At 67.7% G+C, this 26,546-nt stretch carries 27 protein-coding genes and 1 pseudogene; 16 read left to right on the top strand and 12 right to left on the bottom strand.

Annotated elements, in window-relative coordinates; all coding sequences use genetic code 11:
• Positions 1-142: 142 nt before the first annotated feature.
• On the top strand, positions 143-2,248 hold the full coding sequence (locus tag ACWJI3_RS15065; RefSeq protein ID WP_480204086.1) for an ATP-binding protein: 2,106 nt from the start codon (positions 143-145) through the stop codon (positions 2,246-2,248).
• Positions 2,249-2,269: 21 nt separating this feature from the next.
• Here ACWJI3_RS15065 and ACWJI3_RS15060 read toward each other — a convergent pair whose 3' ends face one another.
• Entirely contained in the window at positions 2,270-3,607 is a 1,338-nt protein-coding gene (locus ACWJI3_RS15060; RefSeq protein WP_480204085.1) for a cation:proton antiporter, read from the bottom strand.
• A 211-nt stretch (positions 3,608-3,818) separates the two neighbouring features.
• Between ACWJI3_RS15060 and ACWJI3_RS15055 the strand changes: the two genes are divergently transcribed.
• Positions 3,819-4,025: a hypothetical protein gene (locus ACWJI3_RS15055; protein WP_255101405.1), complete on the top strand. Its 207-nt coding sequence runs from the start codon at positions 3,819-3,821 to the stop codon at positions 4,023-4,025.
• A 57-nt stretch (positions 4,026-4,082) separates the two neighbouring features.
• Here ACWJI3_RS15055 and ACWJI3_RS15050 read toward each other — a convergent pair whose 3' ends face one another.
• On the bottom strand, positions 4,083-4,256 hold the full coding sequence (locus ACWJI3_RS15050; RefSeq protein WP_480204084.1) for a hypothetical protein: 174 nt from the start codon (positions 4,254-4,256) through the stop codon (positions 4,083-4,085).
• Positions 4,257-4,314: 58 nt separating this feature from the next.
• Positions 4,315-4,980, bottom strand: coding sequence for an SDR family oxidoreductase (locus ACWJI3_RS15045; RefSeq protein ID WP_255140383.1), 666 nt, complete (start codon positions 4,978-4,980; stop codon positions 4,315-4,317).
• Positions 4,981-5,085: 105 nt separating this feature from the next.
• Between ACWJI3_RS15045 and ACWJI3_RS15040 the strand changes: the two genes are divergently transcribed.
• Positions 5,086-6,576, top strand: a complete 1,491-nt coding sequence (locus tag ACWJI3_RS15040; RefSeq protein ID WP_480204083.1) for a flavin monoamine oxidase family protein — start codon at positions 5,086-5,088, stop codon at positions 6,574-6,576.
• A gap of 197 nt (positions 6,577-6,773) precedes the next feature.
• Here ACWJI3_RS15040 and ACWJI3_RS15035 read toward each other — a convergent pair whose 3' ends face one another.
• The gene (locus tag ACWJI3_RS15035) at positions 6,774-7,568 is read right to left on the bottom strand and encodes a haloacid dehalogenase type II (protein ID WP_480204082.1); all 795 of its coding nucleotides are present in this window, start codon (positions 7,566-7,568) and stop codon (positions 6,774-6,776) included.
• A gap of 514 nt (positions 7,569-8,082) precedes the next feature.
• Here ACWJI3_RS15035 and ACWJI3_RS15030 point away from each other — a divergent pair.
• Positions 8,083-8,886, top strand: coding sequence for an ABC transporter ATP-binding protein (locus tag ACWJI3_RS15030; RefSeq protein ID WP_480204081.1), 804 nt, complete (start codon positions 8,083-8,085; stop codon positions 8,884-8,886).
• A 49-nt stretch (positions 8,887-8,935) separates the two neighbouring features.
• On the top strand, positions 8,936-9,694 hold the full coding sequence (locus ACWJI3_RS15025; RefSeq protein WP_255101413.1) for a PCC domain-containing protein: 759 nt from the start codon (positions 8,936-8,938) through the stop codon (positions 9,692-9,694).
• A gap of 88 nt (positions 9,695-9,782) precedes the next feature.
• Here the strand turns inward: ACWJI3_RS15025 and ACWJI3_RS15020 are convergent, their stop codons facing one another.
• Positions 9,783-10,193 carry a YccF domain-containing protein gene (locus ACWJI3_RS15020; protein WP_094514698.1) on the bottom strand — a complete coding sequence of 137 codons (411 nt, stop codon included), beginning with the start codon at positions 10,191-10,193 and terminating at the stop codon, positions 9,783-9,785.
• Between the two features lie 135 nt (positions 10,194-10,328).
• On the opposite strand from ACWJI3_RS15020, the gene ACWJI3_RS15015 reads away from it, so the two are divergent.
• Both ACWJI3_RS15015 and ACWJI3_RS15010 read left to right on the top strand, forming a co-directional pair.
• Entirely contained in the window at positions 10,329-11,768 is a 1,440-nt protein-coding gene (locus tag ACWJI3_RS15015) for an NAD(P)/FAD-dependent oxidoreductase (RefSeq protein ID WP_480204080.1), read from the top strand.
• A 28-nt stretch (positions 11,769-11,796) separates the two neighbouring features.
• A complete protein-coding gene (locus ACWJI3_RS15010) occupies positions 11,797-12,855 on the top strand; it encodes an isopenicillin N synthase family dioxygenase (protein WP_480204079.1) in 1,059 nt (352 codons plus the stop codon).
• Here ACWJI3_RS15010 and ACWJI3_RS15005 read toward each other — a convergent pair.
• Positions 12,764-13,810 (bottom strand): metallophosphoesterase family protein, encoded by a 1,047-nt coding sequence (locus ACWJI3_RS15005; RefSeq protein WP_480204078.1) that lies wholly within the window; start codon positions 13,808-13,810, stop codon positions 12,764-12,766. The genes ACWJI3_RS15010 and ACWJI3_RS15005 overlap by 92 nt on opposite strands.
• A 90-nt stretch (positions 13,811-13,900) precedes the next feature.
• On the opposite strand from ACWJI3_RS15005, the gene ACWJI3_RS15000 reads away from it, so the two are divergent.
• Positions 13,901-14,515 carry a hypothetical protein gene (locus tag ACWJI3_RS15000; RefSeq protein ID WP_480204077.1) on the top strand — a complete coding sequence of 205 codons (615 nt, stop codon included), beginning with the start codon at positions 13,901-13,903 and terminating at the stop codon, positions 14,513-14,515.
• A 59-nt stretch (positions 14,516-14,574) separates the two neighbouring features.
• A complete protein-coding gene (locus ACWJI3_RS14995; RefSeq protein WP_315855835.1) occupies positions 14,575-15,582 on the top strand; it encodes an MlaD family protein in 1,008 nt (335 codons plus the stop codon).
• 63 nt (positions 15,583-15,645) lie between these two features.
• On the opposite strand, the gene ACWJI3_RS14990 is transcribed toward ACWJI3_RS14995, so the two are convergent.
• On the bottom strand, positions 15,646-16,587 hold the full coding sequence (locus tag ACWJI3_RS14990; RefSeq protein ID WP_094514706.1) for a phycobilisome rod-core linker polypeptide: 942 nt from the start codon (positions 16,585-16,587) through the stop codon (positions 15,646-15,648).
• Between the two features lie 441 nt (positions 16,588-17,028).
• On the opposite strand from ACWJI3_RS14990, the gene ACWJI3_RS14985 reads away from it, so the two are divergent.
• The 4 genes from ACWJI3_RS14985 (at position 17,029) to ACWJI3_RS14970 (ending at position 20,039) form a co-directional block, all read left to right on the top strand.
• A complete protein-coding gene (locus tag ACWJI3_RS14985) occupies positions 17,029-17,310 on the top strand; it encodes a hypothetical protein (RefSeq protein WP_094514707.1) in 282 nt (93 codons plus the stop codon).
• Positions 17,311-17,465: 155 nt separating this feature from the next.
• Positions 17,466-18,455, top strand: coding sequence for an ABC transporter ATP-binding protein (locus ACWJI3_RS14980; RefSeq protein ID WP_480204100.1), 990 nt, complete (start codon positions 17,466-17,468; stop codon positions 18,453-18,455).
• Positions 18,439-19,251, top strand: a complete 813-nt coding sequence (locus ACWJI3_RS14975) for an ABC transporter permease (RefSeq protein ID WP_480204076.1) — start codon at positions 18,439-18,441, stop codon at positions 19,249-19,251. Before ACWJI3_RS14980 ends, ACWJI3_RS14975 begins: the two co-directional genes overlap by 17 nt.
• Positions 19,251-20,039: an ABC transporter permease gene (locus tag ACWJI3_RS14970; protein ID WP_255140391.1), complete on the top strand. Its 789-nt coding sequence runs from the start codon at positions 19,251-19,253 to the stop codon at positions 20,037-20,039. The genes ACWJI3_RS14975 and ACWJI3_RS14970 overlap by 1 nt, the downstream gene beginning before the upstream one ends.
• 87 nt (positions 20,040-20,126) lie before the next feature.
• Here the strand turns inward: ACWJI3_RS14970 and ACWJI3_RS14965 are convergent, their stop codons facing one another.
• Complete coding sequence (locus ACWJI3_RS14965) at positions 20,127-20,699, bottom strand: hypothetical protein (RefSeq protein ID WP_480204075.1); 573 nt, start codon at positions 20,697-20,699, stop codon at positions 20,127-20,129.
• A 243-nt stretch (positions 20,700-20,942) separates the two neighbouring features.
• On the opposite strand from ACWJI3_RS14965, the pseudogene ACWJI3_RS14960 reads away from it, so the two are divergent.
• Positions 20,943-21,172: pseudogene (locus ACWJI3_RS14960) on the top strand (transposase); the annotation flags it as partial.
• Positions 21,152-21,292, top strand: a complete 141-nt coding sequence (locus tag ACWJI3_RS14955; RefSeq protein WP_480204104.1) for a hypothetical protein — start codon at positions 21,152-21,154, stop codon at positions 21,290-21,292. The pseudogene ACWJI3_RS14960 and the gene ACWJI3_RS14955, both read left to right, overlap by 21 nt.
• Before the next feature lie 170 nt (positions 21,293-21,462).
• Here ACWJI3_RS14955 and ACWJI3_RS14950 read toward each other — a convergent pair whose 3' ends face one another.
• Positions 21,463-22,941 carry a cobyric acid synthase gene (locus ACWJI3_RS14950; protein ID WP_480204099.1) on the bottom strand — a complete coding sequence of 493 codons (1,479 nt, stop codon included), beginning with the start codon at positions 22,939-22,941 and terminating at the stop codon, positions 21,463-21,465.
• 41 nt (positions 22,942-22,982) lie between these two features.
• The gene (locus ACWJI3_RS14945; RefSeq protein WP_255101419.1) at positions 22,983-23,354 is read right to left on the bottom strand and encodes an Npun_F0494 family protein; all 372 of its coding nucleotides are present in this window, start codon (positions 23,352-23,354) and stop codon (positions 22,983-22,985) included.
• 100 nt (positions 23,355-23,454) lie between these two features.
• Here ACWJI3_RS14945 and ACWJI3_RS14940 point away from each other — a divergent pair, with 100 nt between their 5' ends.
• Complete coding sequence (locus tag ACWJI3_RS14940; protein WP_094514737.1) at positions 23,455-24,069, top strand: nucleoside triphosphate pyrophosphatase; 615 nt, start codon at positions 23,455-23,457, stop codon at positions 24,067-24,069.
• Here ACWJI3_RS14940 and ACWJI3_RS14935 read toward each other — a convergent pair.
• The gene (locus ACWJI3_RS14935; RefSeq protein WP_255140394.1) at positions 24,050-24,934 is read right to left on the bottom strand and encodes a YcgJ family protein; all 885 of its coding nucleotides are present in this window, start codon (positions 24,932-24,934) and stop codon (positions 24,050-24,052) included. The two genes, ACWJI3_RS14940 and ACWJI3_RS14935, sit on opposite strands and share 20 nt — an antisense overlap.
• Before the next feature lie 178 nt (positions 24,935-25,112).
• Positions 25,113-26,501: a photosystem II reaction center protein CP43 gene (gene psbC / locus ACWJI3_RS14930; protein WP_094514715.1), complete on the bottom strand. Its 1,389-nt coding sequence runs from the start codon at positions 26,499-26,501 to the stop codon at positions 25,113-25,115.
• Positions 26,502-26,546: the final 45 nt, after the last annotated feature.

Below are 26,546 nucleotides of genomic sequence, written 5' to 3'. Positions count from 1 at the left end.
AACAGGGATCGTGCGCCCTGGGAGGGTTCACATCTCCTCATGGCGCAACGCCAGGCCCTCGCGCAGGCGCGCCTGAGGGGCCGCCGTTGTAGATCAGAGAGACGACGGGCCGTGAGGGCATCTGGCTGGCTGGTTCTCCCGCATGTCCGGTGTTTTCCGGTCGGCTCAACGCCAGCCTCAGCTCGTCACATCCGGCTGGAGCCGCCAACGCATTCGCCGCGAGAGCGTTCTACTGGCCGCCACGATCTTTGGCGTGGCCGCGGTTGCCCTCAGTTTCAACTACTGGAGTGCCACCAGGCTGCTGCGCCAGGAGGTGCGCGAAAGCCTTCGCCATCTGGTGAGCATCGCTGCCGGCGAGATGGATCCAGCCCTGGTGGCTGCGATCACCAGTCCCGAGCAGACGGGCAACGCCGATTACCGCCGCGCCAGTGCTCCGCTGCTGAAGCTGCGCCGGCTGGTGCCCGAGATCTTCTACGCCTATGTGTTGGTCAACTCGCCGGAAGGCCTGCGCTTCACGCTTGACAGCACCTATTACATCAAGAATCCGAGGGACTTCGTCAGCCCTCTCACCGTTGGTGAGCTCTACCTCGACCCCTCGGCGGACGCGCTGCAGGCGGCCCGAACCGGCTTGATCCAGATCAGCGCCAGGCCCTACACGGACCACTTCGGCACCTTCATGAGCGGCTTTGCCCCGATCCGCAACAGCAATGGGAAGCAGGTGGGCCTGGTGGGCATCGATTTCTCGCTGGCGCAACTGCAGCGCAAGAAACTTCCGCTGCAGCTCACCTTCGGGCTTGGTCTGCTGGGCAGCGCCGGCTTTTCGCTGCTGGCGGCCGGCTTCCATCGCCGTTCCCTCAAGGCCCGTGCCCGAGCGTTTGAAGCCATGGCTTCCGCCGATCGGGCCAAGAGCACCTTTCTCGCCACCCTCAGCCACGAGATCCGCACCCCACTCAATGGCGTCATCGGCATGACGGGCCTCGTGCTGGACACGGAGTTGTCCGCCCAGCAGCGGGAGTGCCTGGAGATCGTGAACAGCTCGGGCGAATCCCTGCTCGCCCTGCTCAATCAGGCGCTCGACTTCGCCCGGATCGAAGCGGGAGATCTGGTGGTCGAGCTGGCGCCGTGCGCACTGCCTGCGCTGATGGAGGAGGTGATCGCCACCTGTCTGAGCCTGGCCAGAGCCAAGGCGATCGACCTGTCGTTGGTGGTGGGCGCAGAAGTGCCGCCGCTGATCCGCACCGACGGCCAGCGCCTGCGCCAGATCCTGCTCAACCTGATCGGCAATGCCATCAAGTTCACCGACTCCGGCCGTGTGGTGGTCTCCGTTCAGGCGGCTGAGGGCACCACGGAGGGCACTGCGAAGGTCAGGCCGAAGGTCATCACGGAGGGCACCGCGGAGGACAACGTGAAGGGCTCCGCCCCCCAAGGAGAGCAACCGGCAACCGCCTTGAGCTTCTCCGTTGTGGACACCGGAGTCGGCATGGCCGCCGATCAGATCGAGCTCCTGTTCCGGCCGTTTTCCCAGCTCACCAGCTCCACCAACAAGCCCCAAGCCGGCACCGGTCTGGGCCTGGCCATCAGCCGGCAGCTGGTGGAAGCCCTCGGCGGCACGATCCAGGTGGAGAGCCACCCCGGCCAAGGCACCGCTCTGAGCTTCAGCCTGCCGGTGGAAACGGTGGCCTCAACGCCCGCTCCGGAGGCGGACGCCGCTGTGTCTGCGCTGGACCCCCTTGCCACAGGGTCTGCTCTGGAAGCTGCGGCCTCTCCAACTGCCCTGGAACCCCCGGCCGCCACACCTCCGTCAGGTTCCTCGTCTTCGCCGCCGGCCCAGCCGGAGGGCATCAGCTTCGCGGCCTGCCATCCCCTGCGCATCCTGCTGGCCGACGACAGCGCCGTGAACCGGCGGCTCTGTGAGCTGATGCTGCGGCGCCTGGGCTATGAACCCGAGTCCGCCGTCGATGGCCAGGAGGCGCTCGAACGCCAGCGCCAGTTCGACCCGGACCTGATCCTGATGGATGTGCAGATGCCGCGGCTGGATGGCCTGGAGGCCACCCGCCGCATCCGCTCCGCCACCGGTGGCGCGGAGCGGCCCTGGATCGTTGCCGTCACCGCCTTCACCACCGTGGAAGATCGGGCGGCGGCCCTGCAGGCCGGCATGAACGAAGTGCTCGGCAAGCCGCTCAAGAGCGAACCGCTCACGGCCAGCCTGGTGCGCGCCCACGCCCGCTGCCGCGCCCATCCGCCATAGGCGTGCAGCCAGGCCCCGGCCTCAGGGGGTGAGCTCCACGGCCTCTGGGGGAGTGGCCAGCACCAGGCGCAGCAGCACCGGCGCCAGGAAGGTGGTGCCCATCACCATCAGCAGGATCGCCGCCTCCAGCGACGGACCCAGCACTCCGGTCTGGGTGCCGAGGCCGAGGAAGATCAGGCCCACTTCGCCGCGCGGCATCATGCCCAGCCCCACCGCCAGCCGGTTGGTGGGCTCCTTGCTGAGGTAGCTCCAGCCTGCCGCCACCTTGCTCACCACCGCCGCCACCAGCAGGAAGCCGGCCATCACCAGCCCCTCATGGTTGGCCGCATCGAAGGGGTTGAGCACGGCCAGATCGAGGCCGCTGCCGATCAGCACGAAGAACACGGTGGCGAACAGCGCCACCAGGGGCTTCACCGCCTCCTCGATCGCATGCCTGTGGCGGGAGGAACTCAGGATCAGCCCGCCGGCGAAGGCGCCGAGGGCGGCCTCCAGCCCGAAGGCCTGGGCCGCGAAACAGGCCAGCGAAAGCGCCAGGAAGGCCGCCACCACCACTTCACCCGGGGCGCGCAGGCGGTCGAGCAGCCAGTCGAAGGCGGGCGCGGCGGTGCGGCTCAGCAGCAGGGCCACCGCCACGAACACCGCAGCTGCTGCCACCAGCTTCAGCACCGGCGCCAGGGCGAAGCCTTCGCCGCCGGCCAGCGCCACCACCACCGCCAGGATCACGATGCCGAGGATGTCATCGAGCACGGCCGCGCCGATCACGGTCTGGCCGTCGCGGGTGCGCAGAAACTTGAGCTCGCCCAGCACGCTGGCGGTGATGCCGATGCTGGTGGCGGTCATGGCGGCGCCGGCAAAGATTGCCGGCAGCAGGGGCACCCCGAACAGGGCATGCAGCCCGAAGGTGCCCAGCACAAAGGGCAGCACCACCCCGGTGAGCGCCACGGTGATGGCTTGCACCCCCACGGCCATCAGCTCGTCCAGCTCGCTCTCGAGGCCGGTGAGGAACAGCAGGGCGAACAGGCCGATCTTGCCCACCGACTGCAGGTTGCTGAAGCTGTGGTCGTAGATCTCCTGCACCTGGGCCGGCTCCACGTGGGCCAGCGAGGCGATCGCGCCCTGGGCGGTGCCGTTGAGCGCACTGGCCAGCTCCGGCGCCAGGATCAGATGCAACCCCGACACGCCGATCAGCACCCCGGCCACCAGCTCACCGAGGATGGCCGGCAGCCCGAACCGCACCATCAGCTCGGCCAGAGCGCGGGCGGCGAACAGGATCACGATGAAGCGCCCCGCCTGGATGAGCGTTTCGGCCGCTTCGATCTGATGCCCCCCGGTGGCGAGCAGCAGGGCTGGAAGATCCATGGCAGGCGCTCCGCGGTGTGGCGGGCATCCTTTCATCTCTGTCGGGTGAGCGGGCCCACCATGGGCAGACGGCGATCAGGGGGCCCCAGGGTCGGGCACCTGCTCAGCCAAACGAGGCATCACTAGTACCTGGCACCAGCGTCTCGCCGTCCACCGGCGCCTTGCGGCACCCCGTCACACTGAATCCCCAGCAGGCCGGCAGGTTCCAGCGATGGGAAGGTCCACCAGGCCATTGCGGCGGCGGCATCGCCACAGCCCGACCCACTCCAGCGAGGTTCCGCCGGTCCGCGCGTCCACGATCTCCCCGGGTGTGGCGATCGCCATTGCCGTGGTGCTGTTCACCCTGCCGCTGCTGCTCACCAACGTGCAGCAGTCGGGCGACCCGCTCAAGGTGCGGCGAGAGCTGCGCAAGTTCTGAGCGGATCCGCCAGCGCTCGCTCGGGGCAAGTGGTCCCTGCGGCGATCTGGCTCCGCCTCAGGGCAGGGTGAAGCCCGAGGTGTTCAGGTGCTTGAGATCCAGCAGCACCACCCCGAACCACCCCAGCAGGGCCAGGCCACCGATCACCGCGAGCACCACCAGCAGGCTGGCCAGCACCGATTTGGAAGAGCCGCTGTCGTTCGGCACGCGCTGGATCGAAGGGGCCTTCACTGTCCCACAGGCCGGCAGCGCCAGCAGCTCACCCCAAAGCCGCTTACGCCACAGCCGCTCACCAGGGCAGCAGCTCGCCGTTGGCGTGCCAGAAGCTGCCGGAGGTGGCGAGGTTGAGCGCATCGATGCGGGCCAGCAGCCCCTGCACCGACTGCTCGACGCTGATGCCCTGCGCCGTGAAGCCCGTCATGCGCGTGCGCACCAGGCCGGGATGAAGGATGGCCACCGCGATGCCGCGTGGCGCCAGGTCAATCGCCAGCGACTTGCCCGCCATGCAGAGCGCCACCTTCGACATCCGGTAGCCGTAAGAACCGCCGGAGCTGTTGTCGGCGATCGAGCCCATGCGGCTGGTCATCAGGATCACCTTGGCGCCGGCGGGCAGCTGGGGCAGCAGGGCGCGGGTGAGACGCAGCGGTGCCACCGCATTCACCTCGAACTGACGGCGCAGGCTGATCGGATCGAGATCCTCCAGGCTCGTGCGCTCCAGGATGCCGGCGTTGTGGATCAGTCCATCGATCGCCAGCCCGTCGAGCCGTTGCAGCAAGCCGGCCACGGCGGCATCGGAGGTGATGTCCACGTCCTGCTCGATCCGCACCCCCAGGGCCGCGAGCTCGGCCGAAGCTGTGCGGCAGGCGGCGATCACCGTGTCACCGCGGGCCTTCAGCTGGCGGCAGTATTCGGTGCCGATGCCGCGGTTGGCACCGGTGACGAGGAAGGTGGCCATGGGCGCGTCGAGCGGCACCGCGGGCTCTGGAGACTATCGGCTACAAGAGCGCTGGTGGTACCCGCCGCACCGGCGTCCCCTGCGCCCCGTTGCGATGTTGAACAGATGAGCCTGAACACGTTCGATCCCGTCGATGTGGTGGTGGTGGGCGGTGGCCTGTCGGGGCTGGTGGCGGCTCGGGAACTGCAGGCGGCCGGCCGCTCCGTTCATCTGATCGAGGCCGCAGCGGAACTGGGTGGCCGCATGACCGGCCAACGGGTGGACCTCTCCGGCCCGGGTTCCGCAGTGGCGGCGCCGGCCCCTAGCCCCTGGATCGATCTGGGCGGCCAGTGGGTCGGGCCTACCCAGACCCGCTTCCTGGCGCTGCTGGAGCGCCACGGCATCCGCCGCTTCGAGTCCCCCCACGACGGTGAAACGGTGCTGGTGTTCGGCAGCACGCGCTGCACCTTCGCCGGCTTCTTCCAGGGGTTCCCGGAAGGCCAGCCGCCAGCCGTGCCCAGCGCCGACTGGGACGACGCCATGGCGGCACTGGAGCGCTTCCAGGCGCTGGTGGAGGAGCTTCCCGAAGGCCACCCGCACCACCATCCGGCCGCCGCCGAGCTCGATCAGCTCAGCTTCCAGGAGTGGATCGACGCCAATACCCATACCCCCTTCGCCGCCTGGTATTTCGCCTACTTCTGCCGGGCCGTGGGCTTCCTTGGTCCGGCGGAACCGGAGCAGGTGTCGCTGCTGCACGTGCTCTGGGGCCAGCGCACCGCCGCTCAGGGCGAGCACCCGGAGGAAGAGCTGCTGCATGGCGGAGCCGGTCAGCTGCCAGCGCTGCTGGCGGCGGACTTAGGGAAAGGCGTCGTGCGGCTGGGGGAACCGGTGCGGGCCGTGAGCCAGCTGGAGCCAGGCGGTCCTGTGCAGGCGGCGAGAGGAGTCCCGGATCAAGCCGATGCGGCAGGTAGCGGCCCCACGGCCGCCCATCCCGTCATGGTCCACACCGACAAGGCGGTGTATCCCTGCCGTGCGGCGATCGTGGCGATGCCACCGGCCCAGGCCGCCCAGCTGCGCTTCAGCCCGGAGCTGCCCGCTGATCGGCTGGAGCTGCAGCAGCGCATGGAGATGGGCGCCTGCGCCAAGGTGCTGGTGGTGTACCGCACGCCGTGGTGGCGCCAGCAGGGGCTGTCGGGCATCGCGATCGGTGATCGCCCCTGGGTGGAGCTCTGCGCCGACAGCTCCGACCCTGAAAGCGGCACCGGCGTGCTGGCGGCCTTCGTGGTGGGTCACCGCTATGCGCGCTGGGCACCGCTGGATGCCGAGGCGCGAAGGCAGGCGGTGCTGGGCGATCTGGCCACCTATCTCGGCCCACAGGCGCTCGAACCCGTGGCCTATGTGGAAAAAGACTGGCCTGCCGTGCCCTTTGTGGGCGGTGCCTACGCCGCCTGGATGCCACCGGGGCTCTGGAGCCGTTGCGGCGATGCCATGCGCCGGCCCCACGGGGCGGTGTACTGGGCCGGCACCGAAGTGGCCGAGCGCTGGCCAGGCTTCTTCGACGGAGCCGTGCGCAGTGGCGAGGAAGCGGCGGCGGCAGTGCTGGCGCAGCTGGGCTGAGCGGGGCTGGACTGAGCGCGGAGCCGGCGGAGCGGCGGTGCGTGGGGCCGGCTCAACAGAGGTGCGTGGCGGACCGGTTGAGCCCACGCCCGTGCTGGTTTTCCCCCATCTGCGTGGGCGACTTCCGCCCTCCTGAGGCAAGGATTGCAGCTCTTTGGGGCGGCCGGTTCAGCCACCTCCCCACGGGTGATCCGTTCTCAAGGGGAGGCGGCCTCAACACCGGCAGCGTTCACGATCTCCAGCACGTCTGCGAGCTCGGTCAGGCTGCTGACAGGCACATCGATCCAGCTCTCGGGGGTCACGTCGGTGTCAACACCGGGACCGAATTCAAGCGGGCGGGCAATGAAGGCTGTGCGCATGCCGAAGGCACGTGCTGCTTTGAGGTCGTATTTGTGGCAAGCCACCATGAGGATCTGACCGGGCCTGTAGCCGAGAGAATCCACCGCCAGCTGATAAACAGCGGCAGCGGGCTTGTAGGCCTGCACCAGTTCGGCTGTCAGCACGGCATCGAAAGGAAGCCCTGCCCGCTTAACGATCGACACCATCGTGGCCATGCCCGCATTCGACAACGTGGAGGTGACGTAGCTCTGACGAAGGCGGCGTAATCCTTCAACCGTGTCCGGCCAGGGTTCCAATCTCGACCAGATCCCATTGAGCTGATCGCGCTCCGTAGTGGAAAAGTGGCTGGCAAGGCCGCGATCCTCCAACAGCACATCGAGTGTTTCGCGGTAGATCTCCACGACCGGAAGCCAGGGCCGATGCCCGTAGATCACGGCATCGAGCACCTCTCGGTAGAGCGCGCGCCATCCCGACGACATCACTGCCCAGTCGATCGAGAGGGACTTCGCCTGGTTGATGCTGTCTCCCAGGCGAAGCAGCGGGCGGTAGAAATCAACGCAGGTGCCCTGTACATCAAAGGTGATCGCCTGGACCGCGCGCAATGCGGTGCAGCATTCATCAGAAAGTGCTGCGGCTACTGCTGAAGCCACCATCCGATCCCTCGTTCCAACCATTGTGGGCCTCACGACATTCCGGTCGGCCGCCGTCTGATCGGCCAGGTGATCGGGCGCGCTGGGAGCGCCAAGGTGCCCGTCAGCAATCCCTCCAGCTGCCTGCAGCGGGCTCAGCCCAGCACGGCTGAGCGCCACTGGCCGCACCTCGCCACTCAGCTGTGTGAGTTCTGGCTCCGACCTGCTGCTGCCACCAGCTCCCGCCGCCGCAACTCCCGCCCAAATGCACGGCTGAGCCCCTGTGCCCTGTGCCGCTGCCAGCGGCGCGCCATGCCCACAGCCTTGACGGCCAGCATTCCTGCCCAGATCAGGGCGGCAATGGTGTGAGGCGTGGGGTGATGCATCACTCACCACTCTGGAGGCTGCCGGAGCGCAAGGCCGCGCAGCCATCACAAGGTGTTCATGACTTCCACACCTGATGGCCACTTCGCCCCCAGTCGAAACAGTGCGTTCAGGCCCAGCCCAAGCCCCCTCTGCCTGGCCTTACCTTGCAGCGATGGCCAGTTCTGCCTCCCCCAGCCCTTACTTCGAGGTCCAGGCGGTGGAGGCCTGGCTTGGTCCGCGCAAGGTGTTCGAGAACCTCAGCGTGCAGTTCCATCGCGGCGAGCATGCCGTGGTGATGGGTCCCAACGGCTCCGGCAAGAGCTCCCTGATCAAGTTGCTCAGCCGTGAGCTCTATCCGGTGGTGAAGCCGGGCTCGCGGCTGCGGCTGTTCGGCAGCGAAACGGTGAACCTGTGGCAGCTGCGTCGTCGCATCGGCCTGGTGTCGCAAGACCTGCAGGCCGGCTACGTGGGCCGGGTGCCTGCCGCTGATGTGGTGCTCTCCGGTTTCTTCGGTTCGGTCGGCATCGGCCGCAGCCAGGTGGCCAACGCCGCCCAGCGCGAGCGCGTGCGCACGCTGATGGAGCAGCTGGGGCTGGCAGATCTGGAGGAGCGTCCCTACGCCCAGCTCTCCGATGGCCAGCGCCGCCGGCTGCTGCTGGCCCGCGCGCTCGTGCATGAACCGGAGGTGCTGGTGCTCGATGAGCCCACCAACGGCCTCGATCTCCAGGCCCGCCACCAGTTGCTGGAGATCCTGCGTGGCCTGGCCCGGGCCGGCACCACCCTGCTGCTCGTCACCCACCAGATCGACGCGATCATTCCGGAGATCAGCCGCTGCGTGCTGCTTCGCCAGGGGACGGTGGTGGGCGATGGCCCAGCCGCCACGCTGCTGCAGGATGCTCCGCTCAGCGCCCTGTTCGACACGCCGCTGCGGGTGGTGAGCGCCAACGGCTACCGCCAGGTGCTGCCTGGCAGCTGAGCTGTCGGGCTCACCCGTAACCTGACCCCCTGAGCCGTCGTCTTTGCCCATGCATCCGTTGCCGCTGCACCTCGAACCCGGCAGCGATCTGCGCGCCAGCCTCGAGCAGCTGGCCGTGGAGCAGAACGCCGCCGGCTTCGTGCTGGGGGTGGTGGGCAACCTCTCGCGTGTGGCCTTTCAGTGCCCGGGCCGCTCGCAACCGTCGGTGCTGGAAGGCGATCTGGAGATCATCACCCTGCAGGGCACGCTCTCGCCCCAGGGAGTGCACCTGCACCTGAGCCTGTCCGATTCCGATTGCCAGGTGTGGGGCGGCCACCTGGAGCACGGCACGGTGGTGCTCAAAGGCGCTGATCTGCTGGTGGGCTTCCTGGCCGGCGCGCCGGAGCCGGCGCCGGAGCCAGCCGCCGCCGCCCATGCCGCCGCCATGGCCGAGGCCATGTCGCGAGCGGCCGCCCCGGCGCAAGCGGCCATGGCTGCCCCTGCGCCAGGCCCATACGCAGCGGAGGCGCCCCCAGTCGCCGCGCCCGCCGCGCCGCCTGCATCAGATCCCCACCTACAGGGCGACTCCCGGGTGGAGATCGCCGTTCTGCCCGGCTGCCCCTATTCCGCCCGCGCCCAGCGCATGCTGCGCACGCTCGGCATCGCCCACCGGGTCCACACCGTCACCAGCGACGACCAGCGCCAGGCCCTGCTGGAGCACACCGGCATCAACACCCTGCCGCTCGTGTTCATCGATGGGGCCTGCATCGGCGGCTACGACGCCCTCGCCGACCTGCACCTGCGCGGCGAACTGGACGCCCTGCGCTGATACGTCTCAGATGGCCTGCGCAGTCAACTCGGCCGCCAGCGCCGCGGCCACAGCCGCAATCCGCCTGGCCGGCCTGATCGCAGCTCCCTCAATGCCTGGAGCCGCTGGGCACCACCTGCATGCCGATCGGCGCCAGGGCGATCAGGGCCAGCTTGATGTGCTGGATGCCGAAGGGAATGCCGATGATCGTCACGAAGCAGGCCAGGGCTGAGCTGAGATGGCCGAGGGCCAGCCACCAGCCCGCCAGCACGAACCACACGATGTTGCCCACCAGGCCCAGCGGGCCGGTGCCGAAATCCGTGCGACCGGTGAGCTCGCGGCGGCTCACGGCCTCCTGGCCGAACGGCCAGAAGGAGAAGTTGCCGATCACGAAGCAGGCGCGCGCCCAGGGCAGCCCCACGATCGTGATCGCCGCCACCAGGCCGGCCAGCCACCAGCCGACCCCCATCAGGAAGCCCCCCAGCACGAACCAGAGGATGTTGAGCAGTGTGCGGATCATGCCTCCACCCTGCCGTAACTTCTCCCCGCTGTCCCGTCGCCGCCACCGGCAGGGGTCCGATGCAGCAACGGGCACAGCCATGGGCCTGCAGGCCCGCTACAAGAAACTTGACATCTCTTCGGAGCGGCCGGATCCATGGCGCCGGAACGCTTCTTCCTCGAACTCGATCCCCCTGCCGCCCGACTCGCCGGGGTCCCCCATGTGGTGGTGGTGGGTGGTGGCTTTGCCGGTCTGAGGGTGTGCCAGGCGCTGGCCAACCGGCCGGTGCGGGTCACCCTGATCGACAAGCGCAATTTCAACCTGTTCCAGCCGCTGCTGTATCAGGTGGCTTCGGGCCTTGTGTCGGCGGCGGATGTTGCGTCACCGCTGCGCCAGATGGTGGGCCAGGCGGCCAACGTGCAGGTGCTGCTGGGGGAGGTCACCGATGTGGACCTCGACGCCCGCACGCTGCTGTTCAACGGCCATCACTACGCCTACGACCAGTTGGTGCTGGCCTGCGGCTCAGGTTCCGCCTACTTCGGCCATGAGGAGTGGCGGCCGCTGGCGCCGCCGATGAAGATCCTTGAGCACGCCCAGGAGATCCGCCGGCGCCTGCTGATGGCCCTGGAGGAGGCGGAGCAGACCCCCGATCCCCAGCGCCGCCGCTTCCTGCAGACAGCCGTGGTGGTGGGGGCCGGCCCGGCCGGCTGTGAGCTGGCCGGCTCCTTGATCGAGCTGATGCATTCCGCCATCCGTCGCGATTTCAAGCAGTTGCGACCCGAGGCCTGCCGCGTGCTGCTGGTGGATGCGGTCGACCGGGTGCTGCCGGTGATGCATCCGAGCCTGTCAGCCGCGGCAGCCGGCTATCTGCGCCGCCAGGGCGTGGAGCTGCGGCTGAACACGATGGTGGCGGCGATCGAGCCGGGCAAGGTGCGGCTCAAAGGAGAAGAGGGCAACGAACCGCTGGAGGCGGCCACGATCTGCTGGACCGCCGGTGTACGCGCCTCCCGCCTCGGTGCCCTGCTGGCCGAGAAGAGCGGCTGCAGTGTGGACCGGGGCGGGCGGGTGCAGGTGGAGCCTGATTTCAGCCTGCCCGGCCACCCGGAGGTGCGGGTGATCGGTGATCTCTGCCATTACAGCCACACCAGCGACGGCGCCCCCCTGCCTGGCATGGCCGGTCCGGCGGTGCAGATGGGCGCCTGGGTGGCGAAGGACATCCTCAACCAGCTGGCGGGCCAGGCCAGCGCCCCGTTCCGCTGGATGGATCTGGGCAGCATGGCCGTGATCGGGCCCATGTATGCAGTGGCGGACCTGCGCGGCGTGCGGGTCACGGGCTTTCCGGGCTGGCTGCTGTGGGGGCTGGCCCACCTGGCCTTCATCCCCGACACCGAAAACCGCATCACCCTGCTGAGCCGCTGGCTGTGGCAGATCGCCACGCGCCAGCGGCGCGCGCTGCTGATCACCGGCCGCCCCGATCAGCACATCGGCGTCGATGTGGGGCTGGCCCGCGCCCAGGGCCTGGCACTGGCGAGCGGACCAGGCAGTGCTCCGCTCGCCGGCGGACCGGACGCCGGCCAGGAAGCGGCGGCGGCATGACACCACCAGGGCCATCACAATCGGTGTGATGAGCAGCGCCATCCTCGACGTCGATCTGCTGGCCTTTGAACAGGGCAGCCGTGCCGCCCGAGCCGCGGTGGTGGAGGGAGTGCGGTGCAGCCTGGCCACCGGCTTTGTCTATGCCCGCGCCGATCTCTCCGCCGATCTGCTCGATGCCGCCTACGGCCTGCTGGGCCGCTTCTTCGCGCTCGAGCCGGCGGTCAAGCAACGCTTCGTGGCCAGCGGTTCAAGCGGCCAGGCGGGCTACACGGGCCTGCTGGTGGAAACAGCCGCCGGCCACAGCCATGCCGATTGGAAGGAGATGCTCAACTGGGCGGCGCCGCTGCCGCTGGCGCACCCGTTGCGGCGCCGCTTCCCGCTGCATTATCCGGAGCCGTTGCTGCCCGAAGCGGTGGTGCCCGGGCTGAGCGTGGTGCTGCAGGAGTTCCATGCGGCAATCGCCGAGCTGCAACGCCGCTTCCTGCGGGTGATCGCTGTGGGTCTGGGTGCCGCTGAAGGTTTCTTCGATGCCGTCGTCGAAGACGCCCCCACCCTCACCCGCGCCATCCGCTACCCACCGATGGCCGAAGCGCCTTCAGGCCCTCACCTCTGGGCCGCCCCCCACGCCGACATCAACCTGATCACGGCCCTGCCGCGCGCCACTGTCCCGGGGCTGCAGGTGCTGGTGGAGGGGGAGTGGGTCGAGGCCCTGCCGCCGGATGGCCGCGTGATCATCAACAGCGGCCTGATGCTGGAGCGGCTCAGCAACGGCCACATCCCGGCTGGCTGGCACCGGGTGATCGCCCCCGCCCCGCCGGCCGCTGCCGCCGAAGCCCCAGCAGTGGCTGCCGCAGGCCGCCTGAGCGTGGTGCAGTTCTGCCATGCCCGGCCCAGCACGGTGTTGCAGCCGTTGCCCTGCTGCTGCGGACCCGACACCCCCCAGCGCTACGCCGCGATCAGCGCCGCCGATGCGCTCGAAGACGTGCTCTACCGCATCAACTTGCTCGAGGCAGCACCCGCCCCTGGCGGTCCACCAGCTGACGCGGCAGCGTCTGTGGCGCCACCGTCCGCAGCGCGCGCAGGTTGATCGTGGTGCTCAGCGGCCGGCCGCCGCGGCGCGGCAGATCGAGCACGGTGAGCGCCTGAAAGGGAGCGGCGCTGCTCTGCAGCAGGCGGCGTGGACCGCTGCCCAGCGCCCCCAGGGCGATCACATCCAGCTCCCCCAACCGGCCGGGGAAGAAGGCGTGGTGATGGCCGCTGATGTAGGCCTCCACGTCGTGGCGCTCCATCAGTTGACGCAGGCTGGTGGCATCACGCAGCACGTTGCCGGCGCTGTCGCGCCCCTGGGCCACCGCCTGCAGGGGCAGGTGCCCCACCACCAGCCGCCGCCGCGCCGCACGGGCCGCCGCGGAACCGAGGCTGCGGTCGGCCCAGCGCACCTGTTCCGCCGGCACCACCGCCGAAGAGGCGTCCCACACCAGCACGAACAGATCCTGCTGACGGAACGAATAGAAGAACGGAAAGCCGCTGCCGTCCACGAACGTAAGACCGAGCGCCTGTTTCTGACGCGCCCAGAACCGTTCCGCCTCGGCCCGATCGCGGGCAAACAGGTAGCCGGCCCCCTGGCGCAGGCTGGAGGCATCGTGATTGCCCATTGCCGGCGCAAACGGCAGGCCGGCGCGGCGCAACGGCGCCAGCACGGAGCGATCGAAGCCGGCCCACATCGCCTGCAGCTGCGCGTTGCTCAAGCTGGCCTTCTGGCCCGCCACCATGTCGCCGGCGCAGAGCACCAGATCGGCCTGCAGCGCCGGGATCAGGGCCACCCCCCGGTGCACCTGCTCGATGTAGGTGGTGGAGCCGTAGCTGGCGTTCAGATCGCCGATCAGCACCACGCGCAGATCACCGCGGGGCGGCAGGCTCAGCCCGGCCGGCAGGCGGCTGGCTGTTTCCGCAGCCACGCCGCGCAGGGCGCCGCAGGCCAGACCAGCCAGCCCCAGGCCGCCCAGGGCCAGGAACTGGCGGCGGTTGAGCGAGGGGGGCATGAGATCAACCGGGAGGCGGTGTCGAAAGCATGGGCGAGGCTGAGCCGATCCGCCAGCTGTGCCTAGGCTCCCAGACGCTTGCGCCCCTGGATGCTGCAGCAATTACGGCGGGATGTGGTGGGGGCGGCGCCGCTGGCGGTGGTGCTGGGCGGCGCCATCGGCACCTTCGTGACGCAGTGGCTGCTGGAGCCGCTGCGCCTCAGCACGCCCTTCGCGCTCGAAACCACCACGCTGGCCAATGTGCAGATCGTGGCGCCGCTGGTGGTCAACCTGATCTGGATCGGGTGCTGCGTGCCGCAGCGGGTGCAGCTCGCCGGCCGGATCCAGCCCTCCGTGGGCCGCCACCTGCTCGGGGCCCGTGTGGCCACGGCGATGCTGGGTTCTCTGCTGCTGCTGCCCTACTTCCTGCTGGCGGTGGTGCTGGCCAGTGTGTTGCTCTCTCCCCGGCCGGATCTGAGCGAACAGTTGCCGCTCTTCCTGGGCACGCTCACGCCGGAGCGACTGGGGTCCGCCATGGTTCGCACGGCCGTGTTCGCGGCCGCTTCCGCCTGCCTGGCCCATGCCATCGGCAAGCAGAGCCGCCGCCATCCGGAGCGCCTGCCCAACCTGATCAGTCTGGCGATTGTGTGCTGCGCGCTCGGCGTGGTGGCGCTGGAAGCCCTCTGGCTGACCGTCCTCTCCCCCGCGGCCCTGGGCTTGCCATGAGTTCATCCACCCCCCAGCCGGCATCACAGGAGCCACCCCAGACCCCATTGCCGCCACAGGTGCCACTGCAGCCACAGGCTCAGCCGCCAGCCGAACCGCCGGCGAGCGATACCGCCCCACCCCGCCGGCGGTTCGATGGACCGCTGGAGGGGCTGGCCACAGCGCTGAGCTGGGCCGTGCCCGTGGGGGCGGTGGTGCTGGGCGTGTGGATGGTGGGAGCCGCCGTCCAGCAGCAGAGCTGGCTCACCAGCAGCTTCGGGGTGCGCTTCCGCACCACAGATGCCAGCGGCATCTGGCCGGGGGTGAATGTCACGGTGGCGGGCTACCGGGTGGGGCGGGTGGAACGGGTCACGCTGGCCGGCGATGGCACGGTGGCCGTCGACCTGCGCATCGCCGACCGCTACCGGCGGTTGATCGGCCCTGGCAGCCACGCCGAGCGTTACCAGGAGGGCTTGATCGGTGCCAGCCAGATCGCCCTCACCCCCGACGTCCTCTCCCCTGGAGAAGAAACGCCGCGGCGCGACCTGCTGATTCCTTTCCGTCCGTCGGCCGATCTGGCCCAGCTGCTGGAGGAGATCGGCACCACCCGGATCAAGCTCAATCGCGCCCTCGAAGGCACGGCGCGGATGGCGGAGCGTGATGTGCCCGGGGCCGTGGGCAGCTTCCGCAGCACGTTGCTCGACCTCCAGCGCCTGAGCCGGCGGCTGGAGCTGGAGACAGGCCGTACCGCTGCCACCACTCGCCAGACCCTGCAGGTGTACGAGAGCACCGCCCGGCGCATTGACACCACTGGCAGCGCGGCCCGCCAGGCCACCGAGGAAGCCCTGGGCTTGATGCGTGAAGCCCACCCACCGCTCGTGGACACGCTTGAGGAAGTGCGTCTGCTGACCCGTCGTATCAACCAGTTGCTGGAATCGCTCGGGGTGGGCAGCCCCCAGCCCCGCCGGCCCGCCGGTGCTTCGAAGGTGTCTCCGGAACCGGCATCACCTGAAGCCCCATCACCGGCAGCCGTGCCAGCTCCAACACCGGCGGCTGCGCCGGCGATGCCTGGCCGGGGTGCCCCATGAGCTGCCGGGAGCGGGCAGGGCCGCAGCCCCACCCGCTCCCGGCAGCGGCCCGGGGCTGGGGCCTCAGCTCACAGTCACATCGGTGACGCGGCCACCGAGGCGCTGCACCCGTCGCAGGGCTTCGTTCATGCGGGAGTAGGGCACCCGCAGCACGTAGGCGCTGGTGCGCACATAACCGTTGTCGGCGATGCCGGTGGCGGAGATGGTCACCACCCGGGCACCGCTGCCGCTGGTGGAGCGGTCCCCGGCTGACACCCGCAGTGCTTCCGCCCGGTGCTCCTGCGACGGTGCCCGGCGCGCGCTGCCCCAGTCGTCGTCGTTGAACAGGTTGGTGGCGGAGCTCACCTGTGCCTTGAAAGGTCCTTCGGTGGACACGATCACCACCCGGCCCATGGAGCCGCGCACCGGCACGGCCCGGTCCTGGTGCAGTGCCTTGCCGAGGCGGAACTGGGTGCCGGAGGGATCGCCCTTCACTGAGGCCGCAGCGCCACGGGCCAGCTGCATCAGCCAGGAGAACTGCCGGCCTTCATGCCCTGCCGAATAATCCCAGCCGTGCAGGTAGGGAACAGTGTCCTGCCCGAAGCGTTGCTGGTATTCATCGCCATCGATGTAGGAGTCGATTTCGGCATCGAAACCCTCCTCCTGCAGGATTGTGAAGTGGTGAAGCATCTCGGCGCGGTTCTGCGGCGCGCGGCCGAGCAGGTGCTTGTGGTTCAGCTCGATGAAGCGGTAGGGGTTGCAGTTCTCGAAGAAGCGCTCGCGGTACAGCCCGCTCTTCGCCACGGTGCGCACCAGCTCGCGAACACTCAGGAAACCATTGCGAAACAGGGATTCGGCCCCGGTGAGCCGCTCATTGGCCATCACATACTGATGACCAAGCACCTGCTGATACACCGCCCGGATGATCGTGGTGTTGTCGTCGTCGGAGGCCTGTGACCAACTCTGTTTGTTCCTGTCGTTCTCGAACCTCTCGATTCCCAGCGAGGGCGCCTGAAGCAGTGCCATGGTGAAACGGTCAGCGAAGGGAGAAAGCAACAGATCCGAATCCCTGGACCCGACGCCATTGATGAGAATTCTTCAATCAGAACTCCTGGCTCAGACTTCTTCAGGCAGAAGCTCTGAGTCGGAATCTTTGGTGTCAGAATCCCTGAATCAGCACCTGTTGGCTCGCACAACTTTAAGAGCAGAACAAAAAAAGACGGCCAACTTCTGATCCCGTAAACAAACGAAAGATGCCTTCATCTTCAGCCGAGTGCCCCGCTGGCCTCCCGATCCTCTGTCCACCACCTCTTGGTGGCCCTCTCCTGTTGCCGACAGTCCAGCTGCGAGGAAGGATCCTGCCAGTCCGCCAGGCCACACCCCATCCCCAATCTGCCGCACTCCCCCCTTGGTAGCCCCTCCAGCCCCCTTACGCTGAACAGCCTTCGCCCTCCTGTGGATCCGCCCTTGTCCGCCCGTCTCGCCATCGGTCCTGTCGATGTCGACCCCGTCGTGCGCGAATGGGTGGATGCCGAAACCCTGCAGCGCCTGGTGGCTCGCCACCGCCGCGGTGACTGGGGCGATGTGGACGCCCGCGATGCCCGCGACAACACCCTGGCCGCTTATCGCCAGCAGGGGGGGCTGCGCAGCGTGTTCAACCTCGGCCGTGGGCTGCAGGTGTGGGTGATCACCAGTGATCTGGGCAAGGACAGCCTGCACACCACGGTGCTGCTGCCCGAAGACGCCTGACCCTGCAGTGAAACCTCCGCTGCCGCTCTCACCTCCGTGGCGTCAACGCCTGCCACTCCCACGCTGGCGGCCATCTGTTCTGCAGTGCCGATCCCAGCGGCACGCGGCCCCTCAGCCAGCCGCTGGAGTCGGCCAGTGAACGGAGCCTGCCGGTGATCATCGAGGTCCAGCAGCTCAGCAAGACCTACCGGGTGGCCGACAAGCAACCCGGCATGGCCGGCACCCTGCGCCACTTCGTGCGCCGCCGCCATCGCGATGTGCCCGCCGTGAGCGGGGTGTCGTTCGCGATCGCGCCCGGGGAGATGGTCGGGTTTCTGGGGCCGAACGGCGCCGGCAAGACCACCACCTTGAAGATGCTCACCGGCCTGATCCATCCCACCGCCGGCACGGTGCGGGTGGCGGGGCATGAGCCGAAACGGCGCCAGGCCGCCTTCCTGCACCAGATCACCCTGGTGATGGGCCAGAAGCAGCAGCTGATCTGGGATCTGCCGCCGCTGGACTCGTTTCGGGTCAACGCAGCGGTCTACGGCCTCACCCCGCCTGAAGCTCGCCGCCGCATCGCCGAACTGGCCGACATGCTCGAACTGGGGGAGGAGCTGACCCGCCCGGTGCGCAAGCTGTCACTGGGCCAGCGCATGAAGGCCGAGCTGCTGGCGGCCCTGCTGCACCGTCCCGCCGTGCTGTTCCTCGATGAACCCACGCTCGGGCTCGATGTGAACGCCCAGGCTCGGGTGCGGGATTTCCTCGCCGACTACAACCGGCGCACCGGCGCCACCGTGCTGCTCACCAGCCACTACATGGGCGATATCACCGCTCTGTGCGAGCGGGTGTTGCTGATTCATCAGGGCCGGCTCTTCTATGACGGCCGCCTGGAGGGGTTGAGCGAGCAGCTGGCCCCCTACCGGCTGGTGCGGCTGGAGCTGAACGTGCCCCAGCCCGCCTCCGCCTTCGCCGGCCATGGAACGGTGGAATCCCTGCAGGGGAATCAGGTGTGCCTGCGGGTGCCGTCGGCCCAGCTCACCGGCAGCGTGGCTCAGCTGCTGGAGCGGTTCGCCGTAGTGGACATGGAAGTGAGCGACCCGCCGATCGAGCAGATCATCGGCGGGCTGTTCGAGCGGGGGACGGTGGATGACAGTGCCGCCTGAACCCCGCCCCAGGCCAGTGCTGCCGCTGGCGCGGGTGCTGCTCAGCACGCAGTACGCGTACATGCTCGAATACCGCGCTGAAATCGCCTTGTGGGCGCTTTCCGGGGTGCTGCCGCTGATCATGCTCGGCGTCTGGAGCGGCTCAGGAGCCGGCGCGGCGGCAGGCTTCACGCCGGCGATGCTCACTCGCTATTTCCTGGCGGCCTTCGTCGTGCGCCAGTTCACGGTGGTGTGGGTGATTCATGTCTTCGAGGAAGACAACCTGCAGGGTCGCCTCTCGCCCTACCTGCTCCAACCGCTGCATCCGTTCTGGCGCTACCTGGCCGCCCACGTGGCCGAGCAGGTCACCCGTGTGCCGTTCGTGGCGGCCCTGCTGGCGCTGCTGTTCCTGCTGCAGCCGAGCCTGTTGTGGTGGCCCCATCCCGCTGACGTGTTCTGGGGGGTGCTGGCCACCGTGTCGGCGTTCATCCTGCGCTTTCTGCTGCAGGGGGTGATCGCCATGGCCTGCTTCTGGAGCGAGCGGGCGCTGGCGCTGGAGCGGCTGCTGCTGATTCCTTATCTGTTCCTCTCGGGCCTGGTGGCGCCGCTGGAAACCTTTCCGCCGGGCGTGCGCGCCTTCGCGCTGGCCACCCCGTTCCCTTACACGATCGCCTTTCCCGCCCGCGTGCTGATGGGAGCGGAGGTCAACCTGGCGGCGGGCTTCCTGGGCCTGGCGCTCTGGAGCGGCCTGTTCCTGCTGCTGTTTCTACTGCTCTGGCGCGTCGGCATCCGGCGGTATTCGGCCATGGGGGCCTGATGCACCGCTACCTGCGCACCCTGGCCCAGTTCTGGAGCGCCTCGCTGGCGGCGGAAATGGAATACCCCGCCAACTTCGTGTTGGAGCTGCTCGCCGAAGTGGGCAACCTGGCCGGCAGCCTGTTCGTGCTCTCGCTGCTCTACGGGCCAGGCCAGAACCTGGGCGGCTGGAGCTGGAACGCGGCGCTGGTGGTGCTGGGCTTCTACACCCTGCTGGAAGGCCTCACCAGCACCCTGTTCCAGCCCAACCTGTCCACGATCGTCACCCACGTGCAGAACGGCACCCTCGATTTCGTGCTGCTCAAACCCATCGACAGCCAGTTCTGGTTATCCCTGCGCACCTTCTCCCCCTGGGGGCTGCCGGGCATGGTGATGGGTGCCGGCCTGATCCTGGTGGCCGCCCTGCGCGCCGGTGCGGTGCTGGGGCCGGACACGGTCGCCGCCACTGCAGTGCTGCTGCTGGCCAGCGCCGCCATCCTTTACAGCCTCTGGTTCGTGATTGCCGCCACCAGCATCTGGTTCGTGAAGGTCTGGAACGCCACCGAAGTGCTGCGCAGCACCCTCGTGGCCGGCCGCTATCCGGTGAGCGTGTACCCGGCAGGCCTGAGGGCCTTCTTCACCTTCGTGCTGCCCGTGGCCTTCCTCACCACGGTGCCGGCCGAGGCGGTGCTGGGGCGGGCGTCCGGCAGCTGGATGGTCGCCAGCGTGGCGGTGGCCGCCGCCTGCCTCATGATCAGCCGCGCCATCTGGCGCTATGCCCTGCGCTTCTACACCTCTGCTTCGAGTTGATCGTGCCACCAGTTGATCTGGCCTCCAGTGGATGCGGCTTGGCGCAGGATTTCTGTCGGGGTGGTTGACCCATAGCCGTGCTGGCATTCAGCGCTTGCCAGCACGCTCCAGCTCCCGGCGCAGACGTTCCAGTTCCCGTTCGGCGGCGGCAAGTTCTTCGGCGCTGGAGCTGGAATCACCAGAAGCACCGAGCCCATCGGCGTGGGTTCTGCGGCTGCTCCCCTCGCCGGCATAGCTGGAGAGGGAGCGGAACATCAGACCACCGCCGGCGGCGATCATCACCACCATCGTGGCCAGGCTCCAGAGCGTGGTGGGGCGGAAGCTGATGAACAGGCTGTGCAGCACCCCCACCCCCACGGCCGCTGAAGACGCCCAGACCAGAAACCAGCCGGCCCGGCGGTAGGTGCCGGAGAACAGCAGACAGACGCCGATGCCCAGCAGCAACACCAGCAGACCGAAGCCCTCACCCACCCCCTGGGCCACCACCCCACTGAAGCCGCCACCGAATCCCCCGCCGAAGGTGCGACCTCCGAAACCGCTGCCGGAGAACCGCAACGCCGATCCCACCATCACCTGATTGGTGAACAGAAAGATGCCGGCGGCGAAAAAGGCACCGCCAACTAGAAACAGGAGGAAATCCTGCTTGGGTTTGGCTGTCATGTCTGCACTGTGATGAGGCTTTGAATTTAGAGCCAATCGGCATTGATGGCTGTGTAGATCTGCGATCGGCTATGGACAACTGTGTGTTCTATCCAGCGCTCCGCTGCAGATCACCCAATGTCATTCCCGTTCGTCAATGCCGTTGTTTGCTCATCGTTAGCGCTGTCCATTGTTGTGCATCAACGCCTACGCCTAAGGAGACTCGGAAAAGTCCGCCCCATTCACAGCAGGATGACCCTGTGATTGCAGGTAAGCACTGGGTTCACGGGCGGCAAGCCGCTTGGATTCGGAGACTACGAGCAGATCACTGCAAAGAAGCGCACCTAAGGCGAGACGTTTCTGGCCGACATGGAGCAGGTCGTGCCCTGGCAGGCGCTGATCCATCTGGTTGAGCCCCGCTACCCCAAGAGCGGCAGGAAAGGAAGCCGCCCGCCGTATCCGCTGGCGACGTGTTGCGGATTCACCTGGTGCAGCCGTTTGGCTTTCAGAAGACCTGGCTGCGGGGAATGACCAAGAACAGCTGCAAGATCAATGTGCTGGCTGCACTGACGAACCCGTTCCTGGCACGGCGCCAGTTGCTCGCGACACCATGAACAAGGGAATTCGGGCGTCAAAAGGAGCCGCTCACAGGGATATCTCCAGACCACCAGAAGGAGACAAGCCGCTTCAACGAGTATCGACCGCGCCCTCATCGCAGAGAGGGGCCACTACCGGGGATCTCTGGGCACGGCTGCTCGTCAAATCCCTGTTGGCCAGAGTTTCCCTAGACCAGCAGCGGGGCCAGGTTCACCTCCGCTTCGAAGGCCTCCGCCAGGCGATCGAGCAAGTCTTCGCGCTGCAGGCCGTGGTGCGGCACATCCAGCGGCAGGGCGGAGAAGCCGCGCGCCTCGCGCAGCTGATTGAGCCATTGCCGCCGCCAGCGGCCGTTCTCGAACAGACCGTGCAGGTAGGAGCCGGCGACCCTGCCCGACCACCAGCCCAACCCGGCACCTGATTCACCAGCCGCCAGCGGCTCACAGTTGGCCGGATCGAGGCAGTGGGTACGGCCCTGATGCAGCTCGAAGCCTTCCAGCGGTGTGCCCGCTGCGGGCCAACAGGCGAACTCGCGACGCTGTCGCAGGGTTTTCCCTGTCATGAAGCAGGTGGCCAGCGGCAGCAGCCCCAGCCCCCTGAGCCCATCCTCGCCATCCGCGCTGGCGCTTCCCTCCAGCCTGTGCGGATCCTCCAGTCGTTCTCCCAGCATCTGCAGGCCGCCGCAGAGCCCGAACAGGTGGCCGCCGCCAGCCACGAAGAGCAGCAGCGCGTCGGCCAGTGGGCTCTCCTTGAGCGCGGCCAGATCCCGCAGGGTCTGCTTGCTGCCGGGCAGGATCACCGCAGCGGGCTGGCCGAGTGGATCCCCCGGCCGCACCCAGCGCAGGCGCACACTCGGCTCGGCCTCCAGTGGATCGAAGTCGGAGAAGTTGCTGATCGACGGCAGCCGCACCACGGCGATCTCCAGCTCCGCCTCGGGTTTGCGGGCCCGCCGTTCCAGCAGATCGAGTGAATCTTCCGGTGGGAAGAGCTCATCGAGCCAGGGCATCACGCCCAGCACCGGAATCCCCGTTTCCTGTTCCAGCCACTGGCGCCCCGCGTCGAACAGCTGCCGCCGCCCGCGGAAGCGATTGATCAGGATCCCCCGGATCAGCGGGCGCTCCACCGGTCTGAGCAGGGCCAGGGTGCCGACGATCTGGGCGAACACACCGCCGCGCTCGATGTCAGCCACCAGCAGGCAGCGGGCGCGCAGGAACTGCGCCAGGCGCAGATTGGTGAGATCCCGCGCCTGCAGGTTCACCTCCACCGGGCTGCCGGCCCCCTCCAGCACCAGCCGCCCGCCGGGATGGCTGAAGCGCAGGTCTTCCAGCCCCTGGCGAATCGCCTGCCAACCGGGGCGGAACCAGTCGCGGTAGTAGTGCTCGGCGCGGGCCGTGCCCACCGCGCGGCCCATGTGGATCACCTCGCTGGTGCTGTCGCCCTGCGGCTTGAGCAGCACCGGATTCATCGCCACCCGCGGCTCCAGGCCCGCGGCCCAGGCCTGCAGCGCCTGGCTGTAGGCCATTTCGCCGCCGTCCTCATCCACCCAGGCGTTGAGACTCATGTTCTGCCCCTTGAAGGGCACCGGTGTTTCGCCGCGGCGTCGCAGCACTCGGCAGAGCGCCGCCGTCATGAGGGATTTGCCGGCGCCGCTGCTGGTGCCCAGCACCATCAACGCCGGCGGCACAGGGCCGGAACCCGCAGCCGGTGCTGTCACAGGCGCGGCCGGTAGCGGCTGATCGCATGGCGCAGCTGTTCCTTCCAGCCGGCGCGCGGAATCTCCTGGCTCCAACCCGCCAGCAACTGACGACCCATGGGAGTGAGCCTTACCCGTTCGGTGAGGCCCTGACCATCCACTTCGCGGCGCAGCACGCCGAGCCGGATCAGCCAGATGAACAGGGTTTCAGTGTCGTCGGGTGTCAGCCTGGTGCTGCAGAGCGTTTCCGCGTCGGTGCGAGCCCACAGCGCCACGCTGCTGATCGCCTCCTGCTCCAGCAGGCGGTACAGACCGAGGCGAAATGGCAGGCAGCGCATGGCGCTGGCGGCGCGAGCCAGGGAGCGAGGGTTGTCCAGGATGGGGTCCATGCGTTGATTCTCTCCAATCCCTGCTCCAGCCTGCGGCGGTTCCAGCCGAAGGCCGGCGCCGTACCCCTGGTTCGCCCTCCTGTTGTCCTGCGCTGCCGCCGTGTCCACCGTTCCGTTGGTGCTTGCTTCCGCCTCTCCGGCCCGCCGCCTGCTACTGGATCGGGCCCAGATCCCCCATCGCGTCTTGGCGAGTGGCTTCGATGAAGCCACGATCAAGGCGACGGATCCCTGCGAGCTGGCCGTCTGCCTGGCCAGGGCCAAGGCTGAGGCCGTGGCCACCGTCCTGGCCGACAGCGCCCCGGCCGACCCCTGCCCGGAGCTCGTGCTGGGCTGCGATTCGTTGTTCGTGTTTGAGGGCGAGATCCAGGGCAAACCCAGGGATGCCCTGCAGGCGATCGAGCGCTGGCAGCGCATGTCCGGAGGCTGGGGCGAGCTGCACACGGGCCATTGCCTGCTGGGCAGCGGAGCCCCCCGCCTGGCGGCTGTCACCACCCGCGTGCGCTTTGCTCAGCTTGAGGCCGCTGAGATCGAGGCCTATGTGGCCAGCGGTGAGCCGCTCGGTTGCGCGGGTGGGTTTGCTCTTGAAGGCCGCGGCGGCCTGCTGGTGGAGACGATCGAGGGCTGCGTCAGCAATGTGATCGGCCTCAGCCTGCCGCTATTGCGCCGCTGGTTGAAGGATGAAACAGCCCCGCGGGTCAGCGGAACAGGTTGTTGAACAGGTTCTGAAGGAATGCCCCTGTGGGGTTGACGTCCTCAAAACCACCTTGCTGCCCCTGGTTGTTCCAACGGCTGTCCTGGGCTTCCAGACGCAGGTCGGCCCAGCGGAAGCTCACGTTGCCGTTGCGGTTGCTCACCTGCACCGGCCAGACACCAGTGGCGTCTCGGAGCACCAGGTTGCCCTGCCGGTTGAAGAAGCTGTAGCGGCGCCCATCCCCAAGCTCCACGTTGTAGGCCATGCCGTTCGACGATTCACGCCGATTGAGGACGCAGCTGCCGTTGAAGAGGCGGCGGTTTCCTTGACGCAGCTCGCAGGCGGTGTTGCCCTGGCCTTGCTGCCAGTTGTTGTTGTTCCAGTTATTGCCGTTGTTCCAGCTGCCGTTGTTGCCACTGTTGTTGTTCCAGCCACCGCCACCGCTGTTGTTCCAGCCGCTGTTGTTGTTCCAGTTGTTGCTGGTGTTGCCTGATCCCGGGTTGCGCCAAGCGCCGTTGTTGCCAAACAGCTGCTTGCTCAGGGCCCTGCTGATGTTCTTGCCATCCCAGCCGTCGTCCCAGCAGGTTTGCCGCCGCACATCGCAGACATCGCCGTTGCTCAACTGGAACTGGGTGGGGCGGTTGCTGCCCGACAGCTTGCGAATCAGCTCCCGTTCGGCGCTGCGGCCGAAATACTCCCTGGTGAGGGTCACAGACACCCCGGTGCTGTCGAAGCACATCTTTGTGGCCCGGTCGCAGACCACGCCCTGGCGGGGGTAGTCGATGGAGGCATTCTTGGCGGCTGCAGGCTGAACAGCAACGAACGGCAGAAGCGCAAGGGGAAGGGCTGCTGCGGCAACCATGCGGCCGGCGGCTAGGCGGATGGACAAGGGGAACTCCCGGTGGTCCCCAAAGCTACGAAGAGCTGGATAAGCCGGCATCTCTCGAATGTGTCCGCCTGGCCGGAAAGCATCACCAAGTCTTTCTGGTCAGGCAGCCCATGAAAAAGCCCCCGTGGAAGCCGGGGGCGGAGAGAGCAACCAATGGTGCTCGGATAAGCCGTGGAGCTCAGTCGAGGTCGGGCATGGCCAGGGTGGGCTCGGCCTTGCGGTCGATGCCTTTCTCGAAGCCAGCCGCCGCGGCGCGGGCTCGGCCTGCATGCCAGAGGTGACCCACCAGGAAGAAGAAGGCGAGCACGAACTGGGTGGCAGACAGCCACTGACGCACGTTCACGAAGTTCACCGAGTTGGGTTCGGTGATGATGCCGCCCACGGAGTTGAGGGACGCATTCGGAGCGTGGGTCATGTATTCAGCGGCCCGGCGCACTTGCCAGGGCTGAATGTCGTTCTGGAGCTTGTCGAGGCTGAGCCCGTTGGGACCACGCAGGGGCTCCAGCCAAGGGCCGCGGAAGTCCCAGAAGCGCATGGTTTCTCCACCGAAGATGATCTCGCCGGTTGGGGAGCGCATCAAGTATTTGCCAAGGCCGGTGGGACCCATGGCTGAACCGATGTTGGCACCCAGGCGTTGGTCACGCACCAGGAAGGTGAAGCTCTGGGCCTGCGAGGACTCGGCGTTGGTGGGGCCGTAGAACTCAGAGGGGTAAGCGGTGTTGTTGAACCAGATGAAGGCCGAGGCGATGAAGCTCATGAAGCTCAAGGCGCCAAGGCTGTAGCTCAGGTAGGCCTCACCGTTCCAGATGAAGGCGCGACGCACCCAGCCGAACGGCTTGGTGATGACGTGCCAGATGCCACCGAAGATGCAGATGAGGCCGAGCCAGATGTGGCCGCCGATGATGTCTTCCATCGAGTTCACCCCGATGATCCAACCCTCGCCACCGAAGGGGGCGCGGAACAGATAACCGAAGATCACACCAGGGCTGAGGGTGGGGTTGGTGATGATGCGTACATCGCCGCCGCCGGGGGCCCAGGTGTCATAGACACCGCCGAAGAACATCGCCTTGAACACCAGCAGCAGACACCCCACCCCCAACAGGATGAGGTGGTAGCCAATGATGTTGGTCATCTGGTTCTTATCCCGCCAGTCCTGGGAGAAAAACGAGGAGTAGTTCTCCAGGATCTCAGGGCCGCGCAGGGCGTGGTACAGACCGCCCAGGCCGAGAACGGCCGAGCTGATCAGGTGCAGAACACCGACAACGAAGAAGGGGTAGAGGCTGGTGACCTCACCGCCGGGACCGACGCCATAGCCAAGGGTGGCCACGTGCGGGAACAGGATCAGACCCTGTTCGTACATCGGTTTGTCGAAGGTGAAGTGGCTCACCTCAAACAGCATCATGGCGCCGGCCCAGAACACCATCAGGCCAGCGTGGGCCACGTGGGCCCCGAGCAGACGACCGGACAGGTTGATCAGGCGTGCATTGCCGGCCCACCAGGCATAACCGGTGGAGTCCAGGTCTTTGCCGCCGACGGCCGTAAGAGAAGGACTAGAGAGCGTTACCACGGGGCAGAACCTCTTCAGGGAAGACGAAGTTTTCATGCGGCTGGT

Source organism: Marcopretia estuarina LEGE 06307, from assembly GCF_056633115.1.
The sequence above is the reverse complement of the archived record's forward strand: the minus strand, read 5'-3'. Positions and strand labels throughout refer to the sequence as shown.

Bases quoted from the DNA above. Each gene is read 5' to 3' on its own strand.
- ACWJI3_RS15065 (WP_480204086.1), top strand. From the start codon at position 143: ATGTCCGGTGTTTTCCGGTCGGCTCAACGCCAGCCTCAGCTCGTCACA.
- ACWJI3_RS15060 (WP_480204085.1), bottom strand. From the start codon at position 3,607: ATGGATCTTCCAGCCCTGCTGCTCGCCACCGGGGGGCATCAGATCGAA.
- ACWJI3_RS15055 (WP_255101405.1), top strand. From the start codon at position 3,819: ATGGGAAGGTCCACCAGGCCATTGCGGCGGCGGCATCGCCACAGCCCG.
- ACWJI3_RS15045 (WP_255140383.1), bottom strand. From the start codon at position 4,980: ATGGCCACCTTCCTCGTCACCGGTGCCAACCGCGGCATCGGCACCGAA.
- ACWJI3_RS15040 (WP_480204083.1), top strand. From the start codon at position 5,086: ATGAGCCTGAACACGTTCGATCCCGTCGATGTGGTGGTGGTGGGCGGT.
- ACWJI3_RS15035 (WP_480204082.1), bottom strand. From the start codon at position 7,568: ATGGTGGCTTCAGCAGTAGCCGCAGCACTTTCTGATGAATGCTGCACC.
- ACWJI3_RS15030 (WP_480204081.1), top strand. From the start codon at position 8,083: ATGGCCAGTTCTGCCTCCCCCAGCCCTTACTTCGAGGTCCAGGCGGTG.
- ACWJI3_RS15025 (WP_255101413.1), top strand. From the start codon at position 8,936: ATGCATCCGTTGCCGCTGCACCTCGAACCCGGCAGCGATCTGCGCGCC.
- ACWJI3_RS15020 (WP_094514698.1), bottom strand. From the start codon at position 10,193: ATGATCCGCACACTGCTCAACATCCTCTGGTTCGTGCTGGGGGGCTTC.
- ACWJI3_RS15015 (WP_480204080.1), top strand. From the start codon at position 10,329: ATGGCGCCGGAACGCTTCTTCCTCGAACTCGATCCCCCTGCCGCCCGA.
- ACWJI3_RS15010 (WP_480204079.1), top strand. From the start codon at position 11,797: ATGAGCAGCGCCATCCTCGACGTCGATCTGCTGGCCTTTGAACAGGGC.
- ACWJI3_RS15005 (WP_480204078.1), bottom strand. From the start codon at position 13,810: ATGCCCCCCTCGCTCAACCGCCGCCAGTTCCTGGCCCTGGGCGGCCTG.
- ACWJI3_RS15000 (WP_480204077.1), top strand. From the start codon at position 13,901: ATGCTGCAGCAATTACGGCGGGATGTGGTGGGGGCGGCGCCGCTGGCG.
- ACWJI3_RS14990 (WP_094514706.1), bottom strand. From the start codon at position 16,587: ATGGCACTGCTTCAGGCGCCCTCGCTGGGAATCGAGAGGTTCGAGAAC.
- ACWJI3_RS14975 (WP_480204076.1), top strand. From the start codon at position 18,439: ATGACAGTGCCGCCTGAACCCCGCCCCAGGCCAGTGCTGCCGCTGGCG.
- ACWJI3_RS14970 (WP_255140391.1), top strand. From the start codon at position 19,251: ATGCACCGCTACCTGCGCACCCTGGCCCAGTTCTGGAGCGCCTCGCTG.
- ACWJI3_RS14965 (WP_480204075.1), bottom strand. From the start codon at position 20,699: ATGACAGCCAAACCCAAGCAGGATTTCCTCCTGTTTCTAGTTGGCGGT.
- ACWJI3_RS14950 (WP_480204099.1), bottom strand. From the start codon at position 22,941: ATGGTGCTGGGCACCAGCAGCGGCGCCGGCAAATCCCTCATGACGGCG.
- ACWJI3_RS14945 (WP_255101419.1), bottom strand. From the start codon at position 23,354: ATGGACCCCATCCTGGACAACCCTCGCTCCCTGGCTCGCGCCGCCAGC.